General features: G+C 74.7%; 16 protein-coding genes and 1 pseudogene. 11 read left to right on the top strand and 6 right to left on the bottom strand.

Annotated features, from left to right (window positions below; all coding sequences use genetic code 11):
- Positions 1-152 precede the first annotated feature (152 nt).
- Complete coding sequence (locus ACFPK1_RS26105; protein WP_378023878.1) at positions 153-2516, top strand: Hsp70 family protein; 2364 nt, start codon at positions 153-155, stop codon at positions 2514-2516.
- 25 nt (positions 2517-2541) lie between these two features.
- On the opposite strand, the gene ACFPK1_RS26100 is transcribed toward ACFPK1_RS26105, so the two are convergent.
- Entirely contained in the window at positions 2542-3003 is a 462-nt protein-coding gene (locus ACFPK1_RS26100) for an SRPBCC family protein (RefSeq protein ID WP_378023877.1), read from the bottom strand.
- A gap of 132 nt (positions 3004-3135) precedes the next feature.
- On the opposite strand from ACFPK1_RS26100, the gene ACFPK1_RS26095 reads away from it, so the two are divergent.
- From ACFPK1_RS26095 to ACFPK1_RS26085, 3 genes are all read left to right on the top strand, one after another.
- Positions 3136-3474 carry a hypothetical protein gene (locus tag ACFPK1_RS26095; protein ID WP_378023876.1) on the top strand — a complete coding sequence of 113 codons (339 nt, stop codon included), beginning with the start codon at positions 3136-3138 and terminating at the stop codon, positions 3472-3474.
- A gap of 85 nt (positions 3475-3559) precedes the next feature.
- The gene (locus ACFPK1_RS26090) at positions 3560-3859 is read left to right on the top strand and encodes a YciI family protein (RefSeq protein ID WP_378023875.1); all 300 of its coding nucleotides are present in this window, start codon (positions 3560-3562) and stop codon (positions 3857-3859) included.
- Between the two features lie 106 nt (positions 3860-3965).
- Positions 3966-4355, top strand: a complete 390-nt coding sequence (locus tag ACFPK1_RS26085; RefSeq protein ID WP_378023874.1) for a hypothetical protein — start codon at positions 3966-3968, stop codon at positions 4353-4355.
- 97 nt (positions 4356-4452) lie between these two features.
- Here ACFPK1_RS26085 and ACFPK1_RS26080 read toward each other — a convergent pair whose 3' ends face one another.
- Both ACFPK1_RS26080 and ACFPK1_RS26075 read right to left on the bottom strand, forming a co-directional pair.
- Complete coding sequence (locus ACFPK1_RS26080; protein WP_378023873.1) at positions 4453-4986, bottom strand: hypothetical protein; 534 nt, start codon at positions 4984-4986, stop codon at positions 4453-4455.
- A gap of 51 nt (positions 4987-5037) precedes the next feature.
- Positions 5038-5385, bottom strand: a complete 348-nt coding sequence (locus tag ACFPK1_RS26075) for a hypothetical protein (RefSeq protein ID WP_378023872.1) — start codon at positions 5383-5385, stop codon at positions 5038-5040.
- A gap of 262 nt (positions 5386-5647) precedes the next feature.
- Between ACFPK1_RS26075 and ACFPK1_RS26070 the strand changes: the two genes are divergently transcribed.
- Complete coding sequence (locus ACFPK1_RS26070) at positions 5648-5893, top strand: hypothetical protein (protein WP_378023871.1); 246 nt, start codon at positions 5648-5650, stop codon at positions 5891-5893.
- A gap of 82 nt (positions 5894-5975) precedes the next feature.
- Here ACFPK1_RS26070 and ACFPK1_RS26065 read toward each other — a convergent pair whose 3' ends face one another.
- Both ACFPK1_RS26065 and ACFPK1_RS26060 read right to left on the bottom strand, forming a co-directional pair.
- On the bottom strand, positions 5976-6152 hold the full coding sequence (locus tag ACFPK1_RS26065; RefSeq protein ID WP_378023870.1) for a CsbD family protein: 177 nt from the start codon (positions 6150-6152) through the stop codon (positions 5976-5978).
- 30 nt (positions 6153-6182) lie between these two features.
- A complete protein-coding gene (locus ACFPK1_RS26060; protein ID WP_378023869.1) occupies positions 6183-7115 on the bottom strand; it encodes a DUF3048 domain-containing protein in 933 nt (310 codons plus the stop codon).
- A gap of 55 nt (positions 7116-7170) precedes the next feature.
- On the opposite strand from ACFPK1_RS26060, the gene ACFPK1_RS26055 reads away from it, so the two are divergent.
- The 5 genes from ACFPK1_RS26055 to ACFPK1_RS26035 all read left to right on the top strand — a co-directional run bounded on the left by ACFPK1_RS26055 (position 7171) and on the right by ACFPK1_RS26035 (position 11986).
- Positions 7171-7821, top strand: a complete 651-nt coding sequence (locus ACFPK1_RS26055; RefSeq protein WP_378023868.1) for a DUF1707 SHOCT-like domain-containing protein — start codon at positions 7171-7173, stop codon at positions 7819-7821.
- A gap of 59 nt (positions 7822-7880) precedes the next feature.
- Positions 7881-9683, top strand: coding sequence for a serine/threonine-protein kinase (locus ACFPK1_RS26050; protein ID WP_378023867.1), 1803 nt, complete (start codon positions 7881-7883; stop codon positions 9681-9683).
- Positions 9684-9805: 122 nt separating this feature from the next.
- The gene (locus tag ACFPK1_RS26045) at positions 9806-10195 is read left to right on the top strand and encodes a hypothetical protein (RefSeq protein ID WP_378023866.1); all 390 of its coding nucleotides are present in this window, start codon (positions 9806-9808) and stop codon (positions 10193-10195) included.
- 10 nt (positions 10196-10205) lie between these two features.
- A complete protein-coding gene (locus ACFPK1_RS26040; protein ID WP_378023865.1) occupies positions 10206-11216 on the top strand; it encodes an acetamidase/formamidase family protein in 1011 nt (336 codons plus the stop codon).
- An 11-nt stretch (positions 11217-11227) separates the two neighbouring features.
- Entirely contained in the window at positions 11228-11986 is a 759-nt protein-coding gene (locus ACFPK1_RS26035; protein ID WP_378023864.1) for an SDR family NAD(P)-dependent oxidoreductase, read from the top strand.
- Here ACFPK1_RS26035 and ACFPK1_RS26030 read toward each other — a convergent pair.
- Positions 11983-12306, bottom strand: a complete 324-nt coding sequence (locus ACFPK1_RS26030; protein ID WP_378023863.1) for a hypothetical protein — start codon at positions 12304-12306, stop codon at positions 11983-11985. The genes ACFPK1_RS26035 and ACFPK1_RS26030 overlap by 4 nt on opposite strands.
- A 332-nt stretch (positions 12307-12638) precedes the next feature.
- Between ACFPK1_RS26030 and ACFPK1_RS26025 the strand changes: the two are divergent.
- Positions 12639-13209: pseudogene (locus ACFPK1_RS26025) on the top strand (hypothetical protein); the annotation flags it as partial.

Here is a 13209-nt window from a genome sequence, read left to right as displayed (position 1 = left end):
ACGCCTGGGCGACCGCGCGGCTCAGCGGCGGTGGTGAGCCGCCGAGCTGCTTGCGCCGTTTTGGTGACAACCGTCACAATTTTGCTCGCACGGTGTCGACCTCGCGGTGCCCTCCCCTGACCCGCCGCGAGACCGACGAGCGAGGGAAACCAGTGGGATACGGGCTCGGTGTCGACCTGGGCACCACGTTCACCGCCGCCGCTGTCGAGCGCCACGGGCACGTGGAGATGGTGACGCTCGGGGACCGATCGGCGGCGGTGCCGTCGGTGGTCCTCGTCCGCGCCGACGGTGAGGTCCTGACGGGAGACGCCGCGGACCGCCGGGCCGCGATCGAACCGGATCGGGCAGCGCGCGAGGTGAAGCGGCGCCTCGGCGACCCGATCCCGTTGGTGCTCGGCGGCTCGCCGCATTCGGCCGCCGAGCTCATGGGCCTGCAGCTGCGCGACGTGGTGAGGTCGGTCAGTGAGCGCGAGGGCGGCATGCCCGACGCAGTGACGCTCACGCACCCAGCCAACTGGGGCCCGTACAAGAAGGAACTGTTCGGCCAGGTGCCACGTATGGCGGGGCTGCGGTCCGTCCGGATGATCACGGAGCCGGAGGCGGCGGCCGCGCACTACGCGTCGAACGAGCGTCTGGAGGCGGGTGCGCTCGTCGCGGTCTACGACCTCGGCGGCGGGACATTCGACGCGACTGTCCTGCGCAAGGCCGGTCGAGGCTTCGACATCCTCGGGACACCGGAAGGGCTCGAGGGTCTCGGCGGCATCGACTTCGACGAGGCCGTGTTCCGGCACGTCGACCGCAGCCTCGGCGGCCCGCTGTCCGGTCTCGACCCGTCGGACCCGCACGACACCACCGCCGCCGTCCGGCTCCGGCAGGACTGCGTGCGGGCGAAAGAGGCTCTCTCGGTCGACACCGAGGCCACCGTGCCGGTGATCCTGCCGAAGCTGCACACCGAGGTGCGTCTGACGCGCAGCGAGTTCGAGGACATGATCCGTCCGTCGATCGACGCCACCATCGAGGCACTGCTCCGCGCGTTGCTCTCCGCCGGGGTGGTGGCCGACCGCCTGTCCTCCGTACTGCTGGTGGGCGGATCGTCACGGATCCCACTGGTCTCGCGGATGGTCTCGGCCGAGCTGGGTCGCTCGACCGCCGTCGACGCCCACCCGAAGCACGCGATCGCGCTCGGTGCGGCGGCGATGTCCGGTCGCGGCCACCCCGACGACCGAGGCCGGTTCAGCGGCGCTGATCCGGTGACAGCGGTGACGACCCTCGGCGGCCCCCGCACCGGCGCGGGCCCGACCGGACCGAGCACCGACGGCACCCCTGCCGGGCTGCGCGGCGGGACAGGCCCACCGACGGGTCCCATCCCGATCGGTCGAACCGCTGCCGCCCGCCCGACGGCGCCGCCGACGTGGCCGGCCGGGGCGGGTACGTCGGGCCGGCCCCCCGCGGTCGACGTCTCGGGTGCCCCGGCCGCGAGAGTCCCCGCCTCGGCCCTGCGCGGGTCGGACTCGAGGGAGGCCCCCGAGGCGGACTCCCGGAGCCGTCGGCGCACGGTCACGCTCTCACGACGCTGGTTGATCGCCGGGTCGGTCGCGGTGGTGCTCGTGCTCGTCATGACCGGAGTCGCGATCGTCGTGCTGGTGACGGGGCCGTCGGCGGCAGCGAGTGAGACGACCCTCGAGTCGGTGAACACACCCCAGGCCAACCCGTTCCTGCCGCAGCCCGGCGGTTCCGACCAGCCCGGCGTGGCCGCGCCCGACCGCGCGTCCGGCTCGGTGGGGGGCGGCACTCCGGGCCTGTTCGGCGGCAGCGGGAGCAACGTCTGCCGACGTGACGAGATGGCGAGCTTCCTCGCCGACAACCCCGACCTGGGCGCGGCCTGGGCGCAGGCCGAGGGCATCGACCCGAGCCAGATCGGCGACTTCCTGGCACATCTGACTCCCGTGGTCCTCCGCGCGGACACCGCGGTGACCAATCACGGGTACGCCGACGGGCACCTCACCAGTCGACCCGCGATCCTCCAGAGCGGCACCGCGGTCCTGGTCGACGGGTACGGCACGCCGCGGGTCAAGTGCTACTGCGGCAACCCGCTCACCGAGCCCCCACACGACCTCCCGATGCGCTTCAGGGGCACGGGGTGGCCGGCCTTCGTGCAGCTCGGCATCGTGGTCGTCCGACCTGCGCCCGTGGTCGTCGACACCCTCACCGTCGTCGACGTGGTCACCAACGACACCTACGTCATCAGCACCCCACCGTGGCGATATGGACCCCCGCCGCGTCCGGTGCGGGGCTCGGGGACCACGAGCAGTGACACCGCGCCCACGACCACTGCTCCGACCGTCACCAGCACGACAGGCTTCACCACGACGACGACGGACGCCACGACGACGACGGGCGCCACGACGACGACGGGCGCCACGACGACGACGGGCGCCACCACCGCGACGGGATCCACGCCCGCGACGGGCGCCACCACGACGACCGGCGCCACCACCGCGACGGGTCCGGGGTAGACCGGCGGTGGCGACGAACGACGATCTACTGCCCGTGTCGCGCCCCCTCCGCCTCGAGGAGGTCCTTGAGAGCGAGAAGATCTTTGTGGTTGGCCCGTCGCACGGCCGCCGACATGACGGGAGCGCCGAGGCCGGAGAAGCCCGAAGGCTCCCCACGGTTGCGCAAGGTCATGCGTGTCCCGCCGTCGGCGGTGTCCTCCCAGGAGTAGGTCGTCTCCATGGGAAACGGTCCCTGGGCAGTACTCATGACGAACCGCCGCGACGGCTCCAGCTCGCGGACCTCGTAGGTGTAGGCGAGTCGCCGACCGAGGAAGTGGGCGACGAAGGCGACCCGTGAGCCGGGACGGACCGGCCCGGTCGTCTCCCACTCGACGGACGTGATGTTCTTGTACCACCGGGTGGCGTTGTCGGGATCGCTCGCGAACGCCGCTACCTCTGCCCGCGGCCGCTGGATCGTGATGGTGCTCGAAACGTCGACCCGCGCCACGCCCGAAGGATGGCAGCGCCCTCACCAGCTTGACGAGTGCCCGCTCCCGGATCTGCGATCCGCACCCGTCCGACGATGCCGACCGGAACGTGGTCGGCCACGATCGCGACCGACCAACAAGCACACATCGCGGTGCACGGGCGGGTCGCCCGCGGCCACGATCCGGAGACTCTGCTGTTCCGGACGAGTCCCTTGCTCACGGCCGCCATCGGGCCGCTGCTGATGATCGGGCCGGCGGCCCCGGAGGTGCTGCCGCTGGTGACCGCCCTCTACCTCGCGGCGAGCGTCGACCTCGCGCTGATGTTCCTCTGGGGATTCGGTCTCGGGCGTCGGATGGGCGCGGGCCTGCTGGCTGAATCGCTCTCGGGGCTGGTCAACCTCGTGATCGGCCCCGTGGTGGTGGGAGTGAAGCTCCTGGCCGGCCACGAGCTCGTGCGGTATCCCGATCAGCGGATCGGAGTCCGGAGATGACGCCGGGACAGCCCCCGGGGTCTGCCACGATCGGCGCCATGACCGTGGTGACAGTCGAGCCGACCCTGGATCGAGGGCGCACGACATGACGACGTTCGTGCTCAGGCTCCAGGCTCCTCGTCCGAACTTCGCGCTCGACATGAGCGACGAGGAACGTGAGATCATGGGTCGCCACGCGGCCCACTGGCAGCCCTACATCGACTCCGGCCGGATGGTGGTGTTCGGGCCCGTGCTCGACGAGACCGGTTCCTTCGGGCTCGGCGTGATCGAAGCAGCCGACGAGGCGGAGCTGCGAGCGTTCGCCGCCGCCGATCCGGTGGTCACCACCGGCACCGCGCACCTGCTGATCGGCACGATGCTCGCCGGGTTCGTGCGGCCCGGTTAGCGCCCCACGAAGGTCCGGTCCCACGCCCGAGCCGCCGCGAGGGTGTCCTGAGATGGCGCCGCCCGGGCATGCTTGGACCCGTCGCGCTCCATTCCCTCGCCGGGGGGTGATCGTGCAGGTCTCGACAGCGAGCTACGTGACGACGGTCGTCGTCGGGGTGGTGGTCACCCTGGTGGTGGGCCAGCTGCTGCGGCGGGTCGGATACGACTTCCTGATCGAGGTCTACGACGACCGGACGGTGGCGACGTCGTTGAACCACCTACTCGTCACGCTGTTCCACCTGATCGCCCTGGGCTCGCTGTGCCTGGTGTCGACGACGAATCCGAGAGGCCTCGACGGCATCCAACTGATCGTCACCAGGACCGGGATCGTTCTGCTGGTCCTCGGGGGTGTGTACGGGCTGACTGTGCTGGCACTGACACGAGCGCGCAGCCGCCTGCGCGACGACGCTCTCGAGGACGGCATGACCGCCCGCCGGGGATGGCGAGGGCCCTGACGCCGGAGAAGGCCGCGGTCGACCCTCGGCCGGCAGGTCGTCCCCGACGCCGGCGTGCCCGGAGCAGCTGCGGGCGGCCCGCCCGCCGGTCAGGTCCTCACGCGGTCGCCCACCCGGCCACGGCGGTGAGCGCCGCGCGGTCCGCGGGACGGATACCGGGCTCGGCGGCGGCCGGGTCGACGGCGGCCCGGCGCCGGTCCGCGTCGGGGGACGTGAGCGCGTGGACGTGGTCGACCAGCGTCCAGAGGTAGCCCTTGCCGTCCTTGCGGCCGCCCGGAGCCCGGCCGAGGGCAGCGCGCAGGGTCTTGGTGGCGTCCTTCTCGCTGTCGGGGACCCACTGCGCGTCGATCCCCCGCAGCAGCCGGTCGAGGTCGTCCTCCTGCAGACGCCCGCTCTCGGCGAGCGCGGCGAGCGAGGCGAGGACACCGGCGCGGGAGCCGCCGGCGTCGTCGTCGACCATCGCGCACCAGGTCACGACGGTGCCGACGGTGCTCGCCGTCTCCGGGTCGAGGGTGCCCTCGCGCCACCAGGCGCCGACCGTGTCGGCCCAGGGGCGGCGATCGTCGCGGTCGTCGGAGGACAGCGCGTGGAGGAGCGGCCGGAGCTGCTCGGCATCAGGTGTCGGTGACATCGCCGGTGATCCTGACAGCGGATCCCCGGCGCAGGAAGCCTCCGGCGGCGCTCAGCCCGCGCGGCGGACCAGGACGAGCTGGGAGCGGCGCAGGCGCGCGGCGGCGTTCTCGGCGAGCAGGGAGTTGCGGCGCCGGACGATCGCCGTCGCGAGCTCGCGGGTGGCCTCGACGATCTCCGCGGGATCGTCCTCCTCGACCGAGCGGGCGGTGCAGCGTTCGACGACCTCGCCGATGGTGAGCACCGCGCGGGCCAGCTCGTCGAGGGCGTCACTGGACCAGTCGAAGCGGTCGGGACCCGTGGGGTGGGCACGGCTGTGCTCCAGCAGCTCGGCCAGCGCATCCGACGCCTGCCGCGCGAGCCTCGCCGCCGCCTCGTCCTTGTGCACGTCCGCCTTCACCGTCGCTCGGAAACTCTGATGAGAGTGTCCGCTGGGACGCGGCCCCAATCCCCGACGGGGCTGTCCGTCGAGGGAGTGGGGAGGACCCGGCCGGCGGGGGGACACCGACCGGGTCCGGTGCCGATCACGGGGGGCATGACCGGCGGCGATCATCCTTGCATGTGCAAGTACAGCTGCAAAGAGCGGGCCCGGACGATCCGCTCGTCCGAGGGCGGCGTGCCACCATGACCCCGGACGGCGGACGAGACGAGGGGAGGGCCCGATGCGGATCCGACTCGCCGACGGCCCCTGTCGGGGGGACCACGACCTGCGCATCGCCGACGGCGCCAGCCTGCCCGAGGAGTACCTGGTGCTCGTCGAGTCCGGCCCGCGACAGAAGGTCAACGAGATCTTCGGCGGCACCATCCCCGGCATCAACGTCTTCGCGGTCCACCGCCTCGCTCGGCGCGACACCGACGGCACCCCGGTCTACGCGTTCACCGGCCGCCGCGAGTCGCGCGGGTACTGAGTCACGCGCGTACCGGCGACCCCGGAGACACAGCGACCCCGAGGACAGCGTGGTCCCCGGGGTCGCTTCAGTGCGGGAGACGTCAGTTCGACTTGAAGGCGTCCTTGATCTTCTCGCCGGCCTGCTTGATGTCGCCCTTGGTCTGGTCGGCCTTGCCCTCGTGGCGCAGCTCCTCGTCGCCGTTGAGCGTGCCGGCCGTCTCCTTGACCTTGCCCTTGACCTTGTCCGTCTTGTTGTCGATCTTGTCATCGGCAGCCATATCGCCCGGCTACCCGATCGGACCGGAGCGTCAACCCTCCGCCGGGACGAGCAGCACCCACACCGGCCCGGGGGCGAAGGCGACCGGCCGGCGGTCGGGTCCGAGGACGGCGGTCGGGTCGGTCGGCGTCGGGCGCGACCACCGGGCGGGGTAGGCGCGGCCGTCGCGCAGGACCTCGGCCTCGCCCCCGCCGACGGTGACCGCGTAGGGCGACACGGCGCCGGCGGCGTCGCGGATCGCCGACGGGCGGGTGGTCACGCGCTGGATCAGCACGGTCGCCGCGCCGATCGGCTCGCCGCCGGTCGCGGGCACGGCCGGGTCGCCGCCGCCGGGCTCGACGAGCCAGCGTCCGCGCACCGCGTTCCACGTCAGCCCCAGCTCCGCGGACCCGAAGGAGACGTCGCGGTGGCGCACGACCTCGCCCCCCGCCGGGGTCGCGCCGAACCGGAAGCCGACGTCGCGGGGCGGCGAGGCGTCGCCGGCGGCGGCCAGCAGGGCGGCGGGGTCGGCGTACAGGTTGACCGGCGCGCGCCGGGCGCCGTCGCGGCGGAACGCGTCGCCGGCCGACTGCGGGGTCAGCGGCACGAGCGAGGCGCCGGCCAGCGTGCCCGCGAGCTCCGGTGCCGCGCCGGAGAACGCGAGCCCCGGCCGCCCGTAGGCGCCCAGCACCGTCACGTCGGACTCGCGGGCGCTGCGCACCGGGCCGACCGACGCCGGCAGGCGCGAGGAGAAGACGGCGAGCAGCCTCGTGGTGCCGCCCTCCACGGGTTCGACGTAGACGACGTCCGCGTCCTCGACGCCGGTCCACGGCCGGCCCGCGGGCGAGTTGTCGACCTTGACCGCCAGCACCGGGGCGTCGGTGTGCGCGGGCGTGCCGGTCAGCGGCGAGACCCGGGTGCCCGCCCCGGCGCACCCCGCGGCCAGGAGCGCGGCGGCGAGGAGCACGAGCAGGCCTCGCGGCACCGGTCACCTCCAGCTTCCGTCCGTCCCGTCCCCGGCGGCGCCCTATCCTTACCGTGTGACGTCGGTGAGCCCGGAGCCCGGTGATCCCGCGGCCCTGCGCGTCTCGGACGTGGAGCGCGAGCAGGTGCAGCAGTTCCTCGCGCGGGCGATGGTGGCCGGGCAGATCACCGCCGGGGAGTACAGCGAACGGTCGGCCGCGGCGCTCGCCGCCCGGTTCCGGCGCGACCTCGAGGGCCTGCTCGACGACCTGCCCGGGGCGGACCTGCACGTGTCCCGCTCGGTCGACGTCCTCGACCTCCAGGCCGGCGTGGGCGGGGCGATCAGTCGGCGCGGCTACTGGCGCGTGCCGCCGCTCGTGCGCGTCCGCAGCTGGGTCGGCGGGGTGACCCTCGACTTCAGCGGCGCGGAGTTCACGACGCCCGTGGTCGCGGTGGAGCTCGCCACCGGGATGTGCTCGCCGGTGCTCGTGCTGCCCGAGCACGCCACCGCCGACGTCGACGACCTGCGGATCGCGGCGGGCAAGGTCCGCGACGACATCCACCACCGGCGCGAGCGCGGCGTCCCGCACCTCGTGGTGCGCGGCCGGCACAGCCTCGGTGACGTCGTGCTGCGTCACCCCCGTCGACCGCGGTGGCGCCCGGGACGCAGGAAAACCACCGTGACGCGTGAGGGTGACGGCGCGCCGGGTCGAGGCAACGGGGACTGATCGAGGACCCCGGTACGGTCACGGCAGGCGTGGAACACCCGGCGGGAGGAGGCGGACTGGTGGGGCTGGCGGAGCTGGGCCCGGGCATGCCCGTCCTCGTGGTGCTCGTCGCGGGCGTCCTGACGGCCCTCGTGATGGGCCCGCTGCACCGTCGTGCGGCCCGCCAGCGCCGGACGGCGATGCTCGTCGACCGCGTCGTCACCGACCGCGTCGCCCGCCTGACCGGCGCCGAGCGGCGTCGTGCACGCCGGCACCTCCACCGCGCCGCCGACCTCCCGGTGCCCCGCGCGCTGGGACTGACGCTGCTCACCGCCGCCGTGACCGGCGGGGTCGCCGCGCTCACCGTCTCGCTGGTCGCCGACGAGCTCGGCCAGGACCGTCGCCTCGCGATCCGCGGACTGATCGCGAGCCTGGACGACCTCGGCCTGCCGTCCCCGACCGCGTCCGGTCCCACGATCACCGTCGCCGGCCTCGTGCTGGTCGCGGCGCTGTGCCTCGCGGTCGCCGGGCTCTGGGTCGGCGGCCTGGACGTCGAGCGGCGCCGCGCGATGCCCGTGACGCGCCCCTGGCCGACGAGCCGCGGCAAGGCGGTCCTGGCGCTCGGCGTGCTGCTGGGGCTCGCGCTCGTCCTCGCGGGCGGCTCGCTCGCGGTCCCGGGCGTGGGGCTGGGCGCGGCGCTCTTCCTGCTCGCGCACGGCATCGTCACCCGCGTCGCGCGCCCGCGCGCCTGCCGCGAGGCCCCGGTGGTGCCCGAGGCGCTGCGGGCCGCGCGCCTGCCCGCGGTCAAGGAGCGCCGCCTGCTGCGCGCCCGCCGCGCCAAGGAGCAGCCCGAGCTCCCGGCGTCGCCCCCGTCGGCCCCCGCCCCGGTCCCCGCCGCGCCGGCGCCCCGCCTCGGGCGCTCGGTGCCCTCGCGGCCGGCGCCGCCGCCCCCGCCGGCGGTGGGCCCGTCGACCCGCCTGGTCGACATGGCCGCCCCCGAGCAGCCGCTGACCCCGCACGACCCGCGCTCGGTCGGCGACTACACGCTCACCGGCCGCCTCGGCTCCGGCGGCATGGGCACGGTCTACCTGGGGCACCGGGCCGGCACCCACGGCGTCGTCGCCATCAAGGTGCTCGCGCCGCACCTGCTCGACGACGTCGACGCCCGCACCCGCTTCCTGCGCGAGGGCCAGACGCTGCAGAAGGTCACCGGCGACTACACCGCGCGGGTCTACAGCGTCGGCTTCGACGGCTCCATGCCCTACATCGTCATGGAGCGCCTCGACGGCCCGTCGCTGCACGCCTTCGTCGCCGCCTCCGGCGCGGTCACCGACGGGGAGATGCTGACGCGCACGGCGATCGCGCTGGCCCGGGCCCTGGCGGCCCTGCACGCCGACGGCATCACCCACCGCGACCTCAAGCCGGGCAACGTGCTGCTGACCTCGGCCGGGCCCAAGGTCGTCGACTTCGGCATCGCCCGCGTCGTCGGGCAGACCCACCACACGCCGGCCGGGAACATGGTCGGCACGCCCGGCTACATGGCGCCCGAGCAGGTCACCGGCAACGGCGCGGGCCCCGCCACCGACGTCTGGGCCTGGGCCTGCTGCGTCGTCTTCGCGGCCCGCGGCGACCATCTCTTCGACGGGGACAACATCCTGGACATCGCCCGCCGGATCCTCGACGGTCCCGGCCCCGAGGCCTTCGCCGCCGTGCACCGGCTCTCGCCCCGCCTCGTGCCGGTGCTGCGCCGCGCGACGGCCCAGGAGGTCGGCGACCGCCCGCGCGACGGCGCCGCCCTCCTGCGCCTGCTCGACCGCAGCGGCGCCACCGCCGTCGCCGGCGCCACCGGGTGGGACCGGCTGGTCGGCGGGGGCGTCCGATGACCGAGCGCGGCGAACCGGCGCGCCACAGGCGCGCTGCTACGGTGCGATCGCTCCGCCCGGCGAGCCGTCCGGGCCGACCCGGCAACGGGACGTCGAGCCCTCGTGAGGACGGTGACTGGTCGGTGGCGTCGTGGGACGACCTCGTGCTGTGGGTGCGGGTGCGCTACGAGGTGATGGCGCAGGACCAGCACAGCCTGACGTTCCGGCTCCCCACCTCGGAGGACCGCACGCAGCTGGTCTACGTGCACCACAAGGGCGTCGTCGACGGGCACGACTGGCTGCAGATCGAGTCGCCGATCGGCCGTCTCGACGACATCGACACGCGCCGGCTGCTCGAGCTCGCCGAGGACGCGGTGGTCGGCGGCGCGGCGGCCGTGGGCGGGGTCGCGGTGTTCCGCCACGCCACGCCGCTCGAGGACCTCTCGTTCGCCGAGTTCGACGGCCCGTTCCGGCTGGTCACGCGCATCGCCGACCAGCTCGAGCACGCCCTCACGGGCACCGACCGCTACTAGGCTCGCAGGCGTGGACGTCGTCGAGTTCCGCCCCGAGCCGTCGCAGTACGCCTACACCTTCGGTGGGGTCGCCCCGATCCGCGAGGTCGAGCCCGGCAGCGTGCTGCGCCTGTGGTGCGACGACGCGTTCGGCGGCACCATCCGGTCGACGTCCGACCTCGCGAGCGCCAACCTGCGGATGGGCTTCCTCAACCCGCAGACCGGCCCGTTCGCGGTCCGGGGCGCCGAGCCGGGCGACACGCTCGTGCTGCACCTCGTCGACCTCACCCCGGCCCGCGACTGGGGCGCCTCGACGCTCGTGCCGTTCTTCGGCGGGCTCACCGGCACCGACCGCACGGCGCTGCTCCAGGATCCGCTCGAGGAGCGCACCTGGATCTACGAGCTCGACCGCGCCCGCTCGACGGTCACGTTCACCGCGAGCCGCGGCGACCTGTCGATCGACCTGCCGCTCGCGCCGATGCTCGGCACGGTCGGCGTCGCGCCCGCGCTGGGCGAGGTGCGCTCGTCGCTCACCCCGGACGCCTTCGGCGGCAACATGGACACCCCGGAGATGCGCGCCGGCGCCACCTGCTACCTGCCGGTCAACGCGCCCGGGGCGATCTTCTCGGTCGGCGACGGGCACTACCGGCAGGGCGAGGGCGAGTCGTGCGGCACCGCCGTCGAGGGCGCCATGGACGTCACGCTGATCGTCGACCTCGTCAAGGCCTCGCAGGCGGCGGCGCCGCTGTGGCCGCGGCTCGAGAACGACGACGAGATCGTGGTGGTCGGCTCGTCGCGGCCCCTCGAGGACGCCTGGCGGATCAGCCAGGTCGAGATGATCACCTGGCTGGGCGGGCTGCTCGGGCTCGACCGCCTCGACGCCTACCAGCTGCTCACGCAGGTGTCGCTGGCCCCGCTGGCCAACGTCGTCGACACGAACTACAGCGCGGTGACGAAGGTGTCCAAGGCGCTGGTGCCCGGACTGCGGCCGCTCGACGGGCTGCACGCGGACCTGCGCGAGCGCGCACGGTCCCTGACCTGAGGGAGCTCGCCATGGACCTCCAGCTCGCGGGGCGCACCGCCCTCGTCACCGGCGGCAGCCGCGGCATCGGGCGCGCGATCGTCGAGGGGCTGGCCGCCGAGGGCGCCACGGTCGCCTTCTGCGCCCGCGACGCCGACGGTGTCCGGAAGGCCGAGGAGGAGATGCGCGGCGCCGGGTGGGACGTGCACGGCACGGCGGTGGACGTCGCCGACGGTGACGCCCTCGCGACCTGGGTGCGGGCGAGCGCGACGGAGCACGGCGGCATCGACGCGGTGGTCGCCAACGTCTCGGCGCTCGCGATCCCGTCGTCCGAGGAGAACTGGGCGGCGAGCTTCACCACCGACATGCTCGGCACCGTGCGCCTGGTCGAGGCGGCGCTGCCCGCGCTCGAGGCGAGCGACGCCGGGGCGATCGTCACGATCTCCAGCGTGTCCGGCCGGGAGATCGACTTCGCGGCGGGCCCCTACGGGACCTTCAAGGGCGCGATCGTCCACTACACGCAGGGCCTGGCCCACCAGCTCGCCGGCCGCGTGCGCGCCAACACCGTCTCGCCGGGCAACGTCTACTTCTCGGGCGGGGTGTGGGAGTCGATCGAGGAGAACGACCCCGACCTGTTCTCGCAGGCGCTCGGCCTCAACCCCACCGGACGCATGGCCCGGCCGGAGGAGATCGCCCGCGCCGTGGTGTTCCTGGCCAGCCCGGCGGCGACGTTCATCACCGGCACGAACCTGGTCGTCGACGGGGCGCTGACGCGCGGGGTGCAGCTCTAGCGGGACGCCGGGGCCGCCGCGAGCAGGGCGACCAGCGAGCGGACACCGTCGACGGTGACGTGCACGAGGCGCGCGACGGCGCGGGCACACGTCCGCCAGAGGCCGGGCGTGCCCGTGTCGCACACGGCCGGGGCGGCAGAGCGTCGGGGCGCGGGGACGGGCGCCGGCGCGACCCGCTCGGGCAGGCGCTCGGCGGCGGGCGCGACGCGCGGGAACGGGACCGTCGGGCTCCACGGGTCCCCACCCGCCCCGCCGGCTCGGATGTCCGCCCGGCCGCCGTCACGCGGCGCGGGGACCCACGGGTCCTGGGGGGCGTCCATGCCTCGTGTGTCCTCTCGCCGGGGCATCGTCGCCCCGGTCATCGGTCGAGGACGCCGGCTCGTTAGCGCTGGGTGACGGCGGTCGCCACTGAGCGCACCGGCCCGGGATCAGTGGGAGCCCCGTCACGACGGAGTGACACCGGACCACCACTCACCGCATCGGACGGTCCGGTCATGGACGGTCCCCCCTGCGGACCGCGACCTGGGCGTCACCGGCGCGTTGCCTTCGTGCGGGTCCGAAGGTCCTCCGTCGGGCTCGACGATCGCCGTCGACACCCCGGCGCGGTCGTGACCACAGGTGACTGCGAGCGACATCGGGAGGTGGTTGCTCGGTGGCGGGCACGCATGCTCGCTCGTCGGGACGGCGTCGCGCGGTCGACGTCGACCCCGCCGACGACGCCCGGGGCGCCCACGCCGGCGGGGACCGCGACGGGTCCGACCGGCGGCACCTCGACAGCGACTACGGCGACGTCGGCGCGCGCATCCGCTCGACGCCCGCGCCCGCCTCGCCGCCGGTCGGCTTCCCGTCCGCGTTCTCCACCGGGTCCTTCCGCTCCGCGACGAGCACGGGCGCCGGTGGCTCGACGGGCTCCGCCGCCGGTCGCGCCGCGCAGTCCGCCGCGGGCACGGCCACCGCCACGCCACCGGCGACCCGCCGCAACGACCGCCCGGACATGAAGCCCGAGGGCGCCGGCCGCCCGGCGGCGCCGACTGCTGGTCCCGCCGCTGGTCCGGCGGCCCCCGCGGGTCGGCCCGCCACGCCGCCGGCCCCTCCGAAGGCCCCGAACGGCGCCCCTGCCGCGCTCGGCGTCCCGCCCGCCGTGCCGCCGCCCCCTCCGGCGCCCGCCGGCGCCCCGCCGCGCGGCACGCCCGGCCGCCTCGCCGGGCCCCGCCCCCCGTCGG

Source organism: Actinomycetospora rhizophila (genome assembly GCF_042657905.1).
GTDB lineage: Bacteria > Actinomycetota > Actinomycetes > Mycobacteriales > Pseudonocardiaceae > Actinomycetospora > Actinomycetospora rhizophila.
Note: the sequence above shows the minus strand (reverse complement) of the source record. Positions and strands in the feature narration are given on the sequence as shown.

Bases quoted from the DNA above. Each gene is read 5' to 3' on its own strand.
- ACFPK1_RS26090 (WP_378023875.1), top strand. From the start codon at position 3,560: ATGACGACGTTCGTGCTCAGGCTCCAGGCTCCTCGTCCGAACTTCGCG.
- ACFPK1_RS26080 (WP_378023873.1), bottom strand. From the start codon at position 4,986: ATGTCACCGACACCTGATGCCGAGCAGCTCCGGCCGCTCCTCCACGCG.
- ACFPK1_RS26070 (WP_378023871.1), top strand. From the start codon at position 5,648: ATGCGGATCCGACTCGCCGACGGCCCCTGTCGGGGGGACCACGACCTG.
- ACFPK1_RS26065 (WP_378023870.1), bottom strand. From the start codon at position 6,152: ATGGCTGCCGATGACAAGATCGACAACAAGACGGACAAGGTCAAGGGC.
- ACFPK1_RS26035 (WP_378023864.1), top strand. From the start codon at position 11,228: ATGGACCTCCAGCTCGCGGGGCGCACCGCCCTCGTCACCGGCGGCAGC.
- ACFPK1_RS26030 (WP_378023863.1), bottom strand. From the start codon at position 12,306: ATGGACGCCCCCCAGGACCCGTGGGTCCCCGCGCCGCGTGACGGCGGC.